Source organism: Nonomuraea sp. NPDC050022, from assembly GCF_044460705.1.
Classification (GTDB): Bacteria; Actinomycetota; Actinomycetes; order Streptosporangiales; family Streptosporangiaceae; genus Nonomuraea.
In genome coordinates, this window is sequence record NZ_JBITKE010000022.1 from 113,531 (window position 1) to 123,494 (window position 9,964).

11 protein-coding genes and 2 pseudogenes are annotated in these 9,964 nt (G+C 67.8%); 5 read left to right on the top strand and 8 right to left on the bottom strand.

Annotation, left to right across the window (positions count from 1 at the left end):
• Positions 1-52 precede the first annotated feature (52 nt).
• Positions 53-874, top strand: a complete 822-nt coding sequence (locus ACIBO2_RS56335) for a helix-turn-helix transcriptional regulator (RefSeq protein ID WP_397305132.1) — start codon at positions 53-55, stop codon at positions 872-874.
• 14 nt (positions 875-888) lie between these two features.
• Here ACIBO2_RS56335 and ACIBO2_RS56340 read toward each other — a convergent pair whose 3' ends face one another.
• Together ACIBO2_RS56340 and ACIBO2_RS56345 are read right to left on the bottom strand one after the other, a co-directional pair.
• Entirely contained in the window at positions 889-1,893 is a 1,005-nt protein-coding gene (locus tag ACIBO2_RS56340; protein ID WP_358552930.1) for a CU044_5270 family protein, read from the bottom strand.
• Complete coding sequence (locus ACIBO2_RS56345; protein WP_397305133.1) at positions 1,890-2,456, bottom strand: RNA polymerase sigma factor; 567 nt, start codon at positions 2,454-2,456, stop codon at positions 1,890-1,892. The genes ACIBO2_RS56340 and ACIBO2_RS56345 overlap by 4 nt, the downstream gene beginning before the upstream one ends.
• 236 nt (positions 2,457-2,692) lie before the next feature.
• Between ACIBO2_RS56345 and ACIBO2_RS56350 the strand changes: the two genes are divergently transcribed.
• Together ACIBO2_RS56350 and ACIBO2_RS56355 are read left to right on the top strand one after the other, a co-directional pair.
• Positions 2,693-3,295, top strand: coding sequence for a hypothetical protein (locus tag ACIBO2_RS56350; protein WP_397305125.1), 603 nt, complete (start codon positions 2,693-2,695; stop codon positions 3,293-3,295).
• 104 nt (positions 3,296-3,399) lie between these two features.
• Positions 3,400-4,158, top strand: a pseudogene (locus ACIBO2_RS56355) (nucleotidyl transferase AbiEii/AbiGii toxin family protein).
• Here ACIBO2_RS56355 and ACIBO2_RS56360 read toward each other — a convergent pair.
• Positions 4,155-4,361, bottom strand: a complete 207-nt coding sequence (locus ACIBO2_RS56360; protein ID WP_397305126.1) for a hypothetical protein — start codon at positions 4,359-4,361, stop codon at positions 4,155-4,157. The pseudogene ACIBO2_RS56355 and the gene ACIBO2_RS56360 sit on opposite strands and share 4 nt — an antisense overlap.
• Here ACIBO2_RS56360 and ACIBO2_RS56365 point away from each other — a divergent pair.
• Entirely contained in the window at positions 4,360-4,722 is a 363-nt protein-coding gene (locus ACIBO2_RS56365) for a helix-turn-helix domain-containing protein (protein WP_358552926.1), read from the top strand. The two genes, ACIBO2_RS56360 and ACIBO2_RS56365, sit on opposite strands and share 2 nt — an antisense overlap.
• Positions 4,723-4,726: 4 nt before the next feature.
• Here the strand turns inward: ACIBO2_RS56365 and ACIBO2_RS56370 are convergent, their stop codons facing one another.
• Genes ACIBO2_RS56370 through ACIBO2_RS56390 form a run of 5 tightly spaced genes read right to left on the bottom strand, consistent with a single transcriptional unit; the run spans position 4,727 to position 9,483 of the window.
• Positions 4,727-6,193: a hypothetical protein gene (locus ACIBO2_RS56370; protein WP_397305127.1), complete on the bottom strand. Its 1,467-nt coding sequence runs from the start codon at positions 6,191-6,193 to the stop codon at positions 4,727-4,729.
• A 19-nt stretch (positions 6,194-6,212) separates the two neighbouring features.
• The gene (locus ACIBO2_RS56375) at positions 6,213-6,890 is read right to left on the bottom strand and encodes a polysaccharide deacetylase family protein (RefSeq protein ID WP_397305128.1); all 678 of its coding nucleotides are present in this window, start codon (positions 6,888-6,890) and stop codon (positions 6,213-6,215) included.
• A gap of 10 nt (positions 6,891-6,900) precedes the next feature.
• Entirely contained in the window at positions 6,901-7,563 is a 663-nt protein-coding gene (locus tag ACIBO2_RS56380) for a class I SAM-dependent methyltransferase (RefSeq protein ID WP_358552920.1), read from the bottom strand.
• Positions 7,564-7,573: 10 nt separating this feature from the next.
• Complete coding sequence (locus ACIBO2_RS56385) at positions 7,574-8,272, bottom strand: class I SAM-dependent methyltransferase (RefSeq protein WP_397305129.1); 699 nt, start codon at positions 8,270-8,272, stop codon at positions 7,574-7,576.
• A gap of 5 nt (positions 8,273-8,277) precedes the next feature.
• The gene (locus tag ACIBO2_RS56390) at positions 8,278-9,483 is read right to left on the bottom strand and encodes a glycosyltransferase (RefSeq protein ID WP_397305130.1); all 1,206 of its coding nucleotides are present in this window, start codon (positions 9,481-9,483) and stop codon (positions 8,278-8,280) included.
• A gap of 137 nt (positions 9,484-9,620) precedes the next feature.
• Here ACIBO2_RS56390 and ACIBO2_RS56395 point away from each other — a divergent pair.
• Positions 9,621-9,964 (top strand): annotated as a pseudogene (locus ACIBO2_RS56395) (hypothetical protein); the annotation flags it as partial.

The window sequence follows — 9,964 nt, forward strand, 5'->3', positions numbered from 1 at the left end:
TCCTGAGAGGTGTTGATCGCTATGACGCGCACAATTCCCGTTTTGTTGGGATATCCGGCGGTCGAGGCGGGCACGACTGCAGCCCGAGGACGCCGGACTTCCCACGTTCGGGGGACGCCGCCGGGTGCCCGGCCTGCGGCGAGACGAGCTGGCTCAGCTCGCCGGAGTGAGTGCCGGCTACTACACCCGTCTCGAACAGGGCCAGAGCCCCAACGCCTCCGACGCCGTGCTCGACGCCGTCGCCCGGGTCCTGCGCCTGGACGAGGCCGAACGCGCCCACCTCTACTCGCTGGCCCGGCCCAAGGCGAGGACCCGGCGCTGGGCGGCCAAGCCTGAGCAGGTACGGCCGGGCGTACAGCTCATGATCGAGTCTTTCGGGGACGTGCCCGCACTGGTCATGGGGCGCTTCCTCGACGTCCTCGCGTGGAACCCAATGGCCTACGCGCTGCTGGCCGGGCACCTCGACTACGACGCGCCGAACCGGGCCGCCGAACGCCCCAACATCGCCCGCATGCTGTTCCTCGACCCTCACATGCGCGAGCTGTACGGCGACTGGACGCGCAAGGCGCGCTCCACCGTCGCCGACCTGCGGCTGATCGCGGGCCGCTATCCCGGTGCCCCGGGCCTGACCGGCCTCGTAGGCGAGCTGACGGTCGGGAGCCCGGAGTTCGCGAAACTGTGGGCCGCGCATTCCGTCGGCGACTGCGGCACCGACACACGTACCTACCACCACCCCATGGTGGGCACCATGGCGCTCATGGCCGAGTTCATGACCCTGCCGAACGACGAAGGGCAGCGGGTGGCCGTGTTCAACGCCGAACCGGGTTCACCGTCCGAGGCCGCCTTGCGGCTGCTCCAAGCCGCGGACTGGTAAAGCTCGTCGAACGGTTACGGCTTCTGCCCGGCCCGGTCGACGACGCCCACGACGGTGCGCGTGGACACCTGCCAGACGGTTCCCTTCTCGATGCTCCACTCCACGCGCGGGGCAGCCGGAACGTACTTACCGTCCTTGACGGTGAACACCTTCTCTCCCGGGTGCGGAGTCCGCTCCTCGTGATCCGCCACCGCGGTCTCGCGCCTGCCTCGGAAGGCGTACGTCGACGGGTCCAGCAGGACCTCACGCTTGAGCCACCCCTCGGAGACGCGAGAGACCGACAGCGCCGGACGGCCATCGTCATCCACCGCCGACTCGTTCACCGTCACGCCGGAGAGCTTGGCCATCGCCTTGAAGATGGCGGCCTCCTGGGCCGGCGGGGGGACATTCTGGTTCAGGGTCACGGCGAACCGCAGGAAGATCCAGTCGTCCTGATCCGCGTCCGGCACAGCGTGGATCTTGCGGAACTTGGCCAGCAGTTTGTCAGGGTCGGTGGGCAGCGCGGCCACCATGGCGTAAGTGTTCTCCGGCGTCCGCTCCCCGGGGTTGGTGGTCATCAGCTTGCCACCCACCTTGTAGCCGACCCGCCTGCCGTCGGCTCGCGTCCAGAACTCCTCGACCGTCCTCGGCAACGGCATCCGTGGCGTGAGCCGCTTGCCCAGGATGTCCTTGCCGTAGCTCCGCACGCGCATCTCGGTGTAGATCCACTGATCGTCGCGGGGCGGCGTGAAGTCCTTCTTCTGTACGGTCGCCGCGATCCTGGTGAGCACCACCTGCGCGTTGGCGGCGGGGAGTGCCGGCTGCCCCCCTTCTCTTCCTCCCACGGACTGGAACACGGTCACTCCCGTCGCGATCACCACCGCCGAGGCCGCCACCGCCAGCGCCCGCATCGCCCACCTGCGCTTGGGGCGGGGCCTGTCGGCTCGCGCCAAGAGTGCGGCCCTGGCCGCTGACTGCGCGGCGGGCGAGGGGGGATTCGGGCGGTCCCAGACCTCGCGTAGCGTCTCCAAGTCGTTCATGATTCGTCCTCTCCCAGTACGGCCTGGATCTTCCTGCGGGCCCTGTGCAGCCGTGAGCGCGCCGTTCCTGCCGGTATGCCGAGCGCGCTGCCCGCCTCCTCGGAGGTGAACTCGGCCCAGGCGATCAGGAGCAGCACATCCCTGTCGCCGTCGGCGATCTCGGCCAGGGCCTGGGCGAGCCGGGATTTGCGCGCGCCAGCGTCCACCACCCCGGCTACTCGGTCGGCGTGGTCCTCCATGGGTTTTTCCGTGCCTGCTTTGGCCAGCGCCCGGTACTGGCGTACTTCGGCGCGGCGGTGCCGGGCGATGAGGTTGGAGGTGATGCCGTACAGCCATGGCCGCGCGTCGGGGCGTGCGAGGTCGTAGCCGGTGCGCTTGTCGAAGGCGATGAGAAACGTCTCGGCGGCGATGTCGTCGGCTAAGGCGCTGTCCAGCCTGCGTGCGGCGTAGTCGTGGATCTCGGGGTAGTAGCGGTCGAAGATGGCGGAGAAGCGTTCGGGCTCCCGCCACGACTGCTCGATGATCACGGCGTCGCCGACCTGCGCGGGCAGCGCCCGTGACATCGCGATCACCTCTCGGTCCTTGGGTTCACACCTCTCCTTCACCGATCGCGCGGGAAGTGTTCACGACTGTAGGAGCAGCCCCTGCGCGATCAGGTCGGCAGCGGCAGGGCAGTCAGGACGCGGACTGGCCTTACCGTGGTGTCGCCTGAGCGCGCTCGCAGCTATGACTTATTTTTAGTTTGATGTTTTGGATCTACGTAAAACTAAAAGTCCCTGTTAGGTGCTAGTCTGAGACTGTGGAGTCGGGTGAAGACACGCCTCGTGTGCGGCTCTGGCGGCGAGCCGCGCACCAGCATGGCTACTTCACTGCGGCTCAAGCCCTTGAGGATGGATACTCCTACCAGTCGCAATACTTCCAGGCCAGCCGCGGTCACTGGACACGCATCGATCGCGGCATCTATCGCTTCCGGGAGTTCGCCGATCTCCCGCCGGGCGAACAGGATCACCTCGTCCCCTGGGCGTTGTGGGGCCAGGGACGCGCGGTCGTGTCCCACACCACTGCTCTCGCGGTTCACGATCTGGGCATCGCCAATCCGGCCCGGATCCATCTGACGGTCCCGCCCGGGTTCCGCCGACGAAGTTCCTTGGTAGTCCTTCACCGAGCGGAGCTGACGAGTGACGAGGTGGAAGAGCATGAAGGATTTCGGGTGACGAGACCCATGCGGGCCATCGCGGAGTCCGCTGCGGACGGAGTCGATCAGGACGTGATCGACTCCGCCGTCGCTGATCTGCTCGATCGCGGTGGCGCGACCAAGGGGCAACTTCTGAGGGCTGCGCAGCGAGTCGGCTCCCGGGCCGAGCTCTCGGTGGAGCGAGCCATTCGCGCGGAGCTCAGATGAGCCGTTAGGCGACCTCAGTCGATCTCCGACGCGCCTTGGAGGCTCGGCTCAAGCGCCAGGCCGACGAAAGCGGAACCGACCTCAGCCGTTTGCGGAGGATCGCGGTGTTCGATCGGATCTCCGTCAGGCTGTCGGTTGTTGAACATCGCTGGGTGCTCAAGGGCGGCACTTCCTTGGAATTTCGTCTGGGTGGCCGGGCGCGGGCCACGAAAGACCTCGATCTGGCGCTCAGAGACGGTCCATGCGATGGCGAGGTCCTACGCGAGGAACTGATCGAGACCCTGGCGGCCGACGTCGACCGGGATGGTTTCGTATTCTTCGTTGGGCGGCCATCCTCGTTGGACGCGGATGCGGCTGGACGGCCTGGGTGGCGGTTCTCTGTTGACAGTGCTCTCGCAGGTAAGAGCTTTGCCTAGATCCGGCTGGACATTGTGCTGTGCGACGAGGAGCTTGCAGCGACCGAGCGGATCCTGCTGCCAGGTGTTCTCGCGTTCGCTGATATTCCGCCACGCATGATCGACTCGGTTGATCGTCGCCAGCATTTCGCGGAGAAGCTGCACGCTCTCACCCGGGACTACAACTCACGGCCCAACACCAGGGTGAAGGATCTGGTTGATCTGATCTTGCTGATCGAGGACGGCCTCCCCGCCGACGGTGAGTTGCTCGAGGTGGTGCGCCACGTGTTCGCTGTACGAGCTACGCACTCGGTCCCGCTGCTCATCCCCGATCCACCTCCCGCCTGGAAGATTGACTACCCCAAGCTCGCCGAGAACCTCACGTGCGCAAGCCCGGATTGTGCCAGCGCACTCGACTTGCTTCGCGCCTTCTGGACGCGGGCGCAGAGCCGCGACAACGAACTCTAAGCTGCCATGACCGCATAGGAGCCGTAGGCGACAGTGGACTGCGCGGAAGCGGGGCCTCCGCCAGAGCAGAGTGCGGTGCCGCCGTCGCACAGCATGCTGCGGTTACGGACGTGGTCGATGGCGAATCCGTGGATCTGCTGGCGGGAAGCGGCTTTGACGAAGACTTGTAACAGTGGGTCATGGTGTGTGACCATCAGCGACATGCTTCACAAGAACACCGCTGTAACGCCGCGCGAGGTCCTCGACCGGATCGCCGGGAAGTACGCGATCCAGATCCTCGTGGCGGCGTCGGACGGGCCGGTCAGGTTCACCGATTTGGAACGACTCATCGAGGGCATCAGCCGCCGGATGCTCACCCTGACCCTGCGCGCTCTCGAACGTGACGGCCTGCTCGAACGTAAGGTCTACGCCACCGTCCCGCCCATGGTCGAGTACGCGGCCACGCCCATGGCGTTGGAGCTCCACGAGGCGATGCTGACGTTCACCAACTGGTCGATCAGGCACAGCGCGAGCGTGGCGGAGTCCCGCGAGCGCTACGACGCCCGCCACGCGGCCGCCGGCTGACGAGCTAAGCCGGCGTCTCCGCCTGCTCGGCCGAGGTCGAGGTCGAGGCCGATGCCGGTTCCCGAGGGGGCAGGCGTCGGACGAGCCGGCCGATGGAGGCGATGAGCAGCGGGACCAGCAGGACGCCGATGAGGATCGGTGAGGCCATGTACCGGAAGTCCTGGGCGGAGATGTTGGCCAGGATGGCGAGCTGCTGCCCAATCACCGGCGCCGCCACGGCGATCACATAGCGGTTGCGCTGCGCCAGCGCGCCCAGGGCCACGGCCAGATAGGACAGGTAGCACCAGAACGCACCCCGCCACAGCAGCCAGTCATACTGCGGCTGCTCGGCGGTGGCCAGCCACGAGCTCGCCCTCTGGTAAAGCTCTTGCGACATCGGCCGGAGCGAGTAGACCCAGCGGCCCTGGAAGTCGGGCACCTTGTTGGGTCCCACGTAGGTGTCGGCGTTGGGGCGCAGCGAGAACCGGTAGGTCCGCCCGCCTTCGACCGTGTCGTCCCCGAACAGCTTCCAGGCGATCGCGCCCCGGCACAGCCTGGCGTCGATCACCATCGCGGGCTGTTGGAGGAGCAGGCGTTTCCAGAGGTCGAGCAGCTCACCGGCGTGCGCGTCGGCCTGCGGCCAGCTGAAGTCACGCCGCCAGATCAGCGGGTTGATCGTGTAGCAGTTGCCGCCCTCGGTCCACCTGGTCAGGGGCGCGACGGCCGTCATGAGGGTCTTGTCCTGCTCGGTGAACAGCTCCGGATGATCCCGGTACGCGACGGCGATGTCGCCGAAGGCCGTGTGGTAGACGTACGTCTTCGACGGGGCCGCGATGCCGAGCTGGGGGAAGAGCAGGTTGTTGAGCAGCAGTGGGATGGCCGCCGCCACCGTGCCGACCAGCGCCAGCCGTACGCGCATGGCCGAGACGACCACCAGCAGCACGACGATGGCGACGCCCACGATGAGGAAGCCGTTCGCCCGGAACAGCCCCAGGGTGGTCATCAGCAGGCCCAGCCCGAGCAGCCTGCGGTAAGTGACGGTACGGTCGGCGGCCATCGCGGCGCAGGCGGCCGCGATCGCGACCGCGCAGATCGTGAACGGCACGTCCTTCCAGAGCGTGACCGTAAACGCGCCGGCCGTGGGCACCAGCGGCAGGAGCACGGCCACCACCGTCGTCGACCTGCGCGGCGCGCCGAGGTTCTTGAGCGCTTCCGTCAGGTAGGTGAGCGCCGCCGCCATGGCCGTGGTCTGCAGGAACGTGACCGCGCCGAGGTCACCGGTGGTCCTGAAGCTGAGCCACAGCAGCGAGTCGTAGAGGACCGAGTGGTCGCCCACCCAGGGACCGACGAGGGTGTGGCTTAGGTAGAGGACCGAATCGCGGCTGAACAGCCCGGGATAGAACGCCGCCCACCAGCAGGCGAGAACGGCCTGAATAGCGACGAACGTTCCGAGTGGCACCCATCGCCGGCGCTTGGCGATTTCGATCTGCATGGCTCCCGATCCAGGCGGTTCAGGGGTAACTCACCCCGGCTTCCATCCCCTTGCCGCGCTCCAGCGTCGGCACGGTGACGAGGTGGTAGCCGCGTTTCTTGAGCTCCTTGATGATCGCCGGCATGGCATGTACGGTCTGCGGCACCACGTCATGCATGAGTATCACGCCGTCGCGCTTGGCTAACCTGAACACGGCCGCCTTGATTTTCGCTACGTTACGCAGCTTCCAGTCGAGCGTCGTACCGGTCCACAGCACCTGCGAGAGGTTCTGTGACCCCGCCAGGCCCAGCACCCGGTCGTCGGTGGCCCCGTACGGCGGGCGGAACATCTTCGGCAGCGTCCCCGTCTGCTCCTTGATGAGCTCCTGGGTGTTCTGGATCTCGGCCAGGATCTCGTTGTCGAGCAGCGTGGGCAGCGACGGATGCGAATAGGTGTGGTTGCCGATGGCATGGCCTTCGGCGGCTTCCCGTCTGACGATGCTCGGATATTTCTCCACCTGCGCGCCGACCAGGAAGAAGGTGGCTTTGACGCGTTCCTTTTTGAGCAGGTCGAGCAGCTTCGGCGTATGGACGCTCGGGCCGTCGTCGAAGGTCAGGGCCAGACATTTGACCCGGCTGCAATCGATCTCCGCGTGAGCGCTCGTCGCGGGGAGTGACGTCAGCGCTAATGACGCCGCAAGTATGCCGTGAATCACCACATGCGCTAGCTTATGGCCAAAGTCGCCGCTGGAAGACTCTTAGATCGTTCCCATATATGACGCGGTGCGCGGTGCGGGACACCTCCAGAGCGAGCCGGTTCTCCGCCGCCCAGTCCTCGATCGTGCTGATCGGCACCGGGTGGATCCACTCGCGGGCGACGATCAGATCGTGGATCCGGCAGGCGGCGTTGCGCCACAAGGGCCGCGCGCTCATGTCCGTGTAGACGAGCAGGCCACCGGGCCGTACCGCGGCGCAGGCCCGGTCGAACACCGCCCGCTGCGCCGGAATCGGCACATGGTGGATGACGTCTTGCATGTGGACCACGTCATAGGAGCGGGCCGGCCACGGCGAGCGGGCGTCGCGGTGCTCGAAGCGCAGCGTCGAGCCGCTGTCGCGCAGGCGGACGGCCATCCGCCCGGCCAGCCCGATCGCGACCGGGCACGGGTCGAAGCCGTGCCCCTGGACGCGTTTCCCGCGCGCCGCCATGAGGCCGAGCATCAGCCCGGAGCCGCACCCGATGTCGAGCACGCTCGCGCCGTCCGGCACGTACCCGATCGTCTCCTCGAACGGGCAGACCAGCACCCGCAGCCGCTGCTTGAGCCGCAGGGCCCGGGGCGCGTCCGCGTACAGCCGCCCCGCGTCCTCGAGCAGCAGGCTCCGATCGAGCGACAAGCCCGTCTCCTTAACTCTCGAGGCGGGCACGCAGGAACAGCGTCACGCCCCTGAGCGAACCGACCGGCAGACACCTCTCCAGCCTGACGACCGCGGACAGGCCGGCGTTGACCAGCGGGGACACCGGCCGCAGGTGGTCGCTGCCCGTGGACGAGTGCCGGTGCCGGGCGATCAGCGGGCGCAGGAGTACGTTCCAGCTCCACAGCCGCTCGACCCGCAGGCCCGCCTTCTCGACCACGCCGGTCAGCGAATCGCGGCAGTAGCGGCGTACGTGACCGACGGCGTAGTCATGGGCCGACCACAGCGACATGTCGCAGGGGACCGCGATCAGCGCCCGCCCGCCCGGCCGCAGCACCCTGGCGATCTGCTCGGTGGCCAGGTAGTCCTCCTCGATGTGCTCCAGCACGTCCAAGGCGGTCACGAGGTCCACGCTCCCGGACTCGACCGGCAGGTCACGCGCGTCCGCCTGTACGGCCCGCAGCCCCCGGCCCCTGGCCACCTCCACCGCGAGTTCGGAGCAGTCGGTCGCGGTCGCCTCCCAGCCCTCCTCGACGAGGACCAGGGTGTTGCCGCCACCGGCCGCGCCGACGTCGAGCGCCCGGCCGGGCCGCAGGCGGCGTACCTCGGCACGGAGGATGGCCCGTCGCTCCCGGTACCACCAGTGGTTGTCTTCGAGCGCGGCCATGCGGCGGATCTCTTGTGCTCGCATCTCGTTCATCTCTTCGGGCGGACCCACCGGTCGAGTGCGGCGAAGCGCAGCAGGGTGAGCAGGCAGTACGTGCCGACGGCGGTGGTCGCCTCGAACACGCGACCGCCCGGTGGCGGCAAGCCGAGCACCGCCATGGTGGTGATGGCGTAGTCGGCCAGGAAGGCCGGCCCGGTCCGGACGGGTGGGGCCGTACGGTGACCGCCGAGCACGTTGACCGTCCAGCGGCGGGCCTCGGCGCCGGCGAAGCCGGTGAGCAGCAGCGCGACGAGGTTTGCCGCCGCAGCCGGCCAATGCTCACGCAGCGGGAGATAGAGCAGTGCGTAGAGGACTGTCGAGAATCCGCCGATCAGGGCGAACGACCCCAATCTGGCCAGCGTCACCGCGCGCGGCCGGGCGACGACCGCGTCCGGGTGCGTGGGCGTGAGCGCGGGCTCGTTCGCCACTTTCAACCCGGACATAGACCGCGCCACCCTGGCCAGCCCTCTGAGGTCCTCCACCGCCGTCCTGATGATGCGCACGCGCGAGTCGAGGTCCTCGACCCAGTCCACCGGCACCTCGTGGACGCGCAGGCCGTTGTGCTCGGCCAGCAGGAGCAATTCGGTGTCGAAGAACCAGCCGTCGTCCTCGACGCTGTCCAGGAGCGGCCTGATCACGTCCGTTCTGGCGGCCTTGAAGCCGCACTGGGCGTCGCTGAAGCCGACGCCGAAACCGTACCGGAGCAGGGCGTTGTACCCGCGCGAGACCAGCTCTCGCCGTAGTGACCTGCGGGTCCGGGCGCCGCGCGCGAGCCGGGTGCCGATCGCGACCTCGGAATGGCCGCTGGCGAGCGCGGCCACCATCGGGAACAGCGCGCCGAGCCCGGTCGACAGATCGACGTCCATGTACGCGACGATGTCGGCCGGGCTGTCGCGCCAGGCGGCCTTCAACGCCGCACCACGGCCCCTGGTCTCCAGCCTGCGGGCATGCACCTGCGGGAATTCGCGCGTCAACCCCCGGGCGACCCGCCAAGTGCCGTCGATGCTTCCGTTGTCGACGATCGTGATGCGCCACGGCAGCGGGAAGGAATCGCCGAGGAACGCGTTGAGCGTCCTGATGCAACCGGGCAGTGCCTTTTGCTCGTTGAGCACCGGAATGACGATGTCCACGGTCGCCAAGGTGACCGGTTCGCCGAGAACGGCCGGGCTCCTGTCCATGGCGGAACGCGTGTTCATCTGAATGGTGGCGCGGAGACCCGGTCCTTCAGGGGCTGGGAGGAAGCGCCACCCCTCCTCTCGAAACAGTATGGAAAGACTTGGTCACGTTCGGTAATATGTGCGGTGGGTGAGGACGCGGTGACAGGAGGTGCGCGATGGCAATCCGCCGCTCCGCCACCAAACGCCACGGCCTGCCCACGATCGTGCAACTGCGGCTCACGACCAACCCGGTCCAGGCCGATGCGCTGGCGGCGGCGGTGCTGCTGTGTAATCAGGCGGCCACTGTCGTTTCTCGGCTGGCTTGGCAGCACCGCACGCTCACCCTGCCCAAACCAGTAGTACGCGAGCCGGTCGGCGGCTTTGTGGGGGTGGATCAGGGGGTGGTGAACCTGGCGGTCACCTCTGATGGTGCGGTGCTGCCCGGCCCGGCCCTGCCGGGGCCGGTCGGCGGTAACGGCCACGTCCGTACCCTGCGGGAGTGGCGCCATCGCCAACGTCG

Bases quoted from the DNA above. Each gene is read 5' to 3' on its own strand.
- ACIBO2_RS56365 (WP_358552926.1), top strand. From the start codon at position 4,360: ATGCTTCACAAGAACACCGCTGTAACGCCGCGCGAGGTCCTCGACCGG.
- ACIBO2_RS56340 (WP_358552930.1), bottom strand. From the start codon at position 1,893: ATGAACGACTTGGAGACGCTACGCGAGGTCTGGGACCGCCCGAATCCC.
- ACIBO2_RS56345 (WP_397305133.1), bottom strand. From the start codon at position 2,456: ATGTCACGGGCGCTGCCCGCGCAGGTCGGCGACGCCGTGATCATCGAG.
- ACIBO2_RS56370 (WP_397305127.1), bottom strand. From the start codon at position 6,193: ATGCAGATCGAAATCGCCAAGCGCCGGCGATGGGTGCCACTCGGAACG.
- ACIBO2_RS56360 (WP_397305126.1), bottom strand. From the start codon at position 4,361: ATGTCGCTGATGGTCACACACCATGACCCACTGTTACAAGTCTTCGTC.
- ACIBO2_RS56390 (WP_397305130.1), bottom strand. From the start codon at position 9,483: ATGAACACGCGTTCCGCCATGGACAGGAGCCCGGCCGTTCTCGGCGAA.
- ACIBO2_RS56385 (WP_397305129.1), bottom strand. From the start codon at position 8,272: ATGCGAGCACAAGAGATCCGCCGCATGGCCGCGCTCGAAGACAACCAC.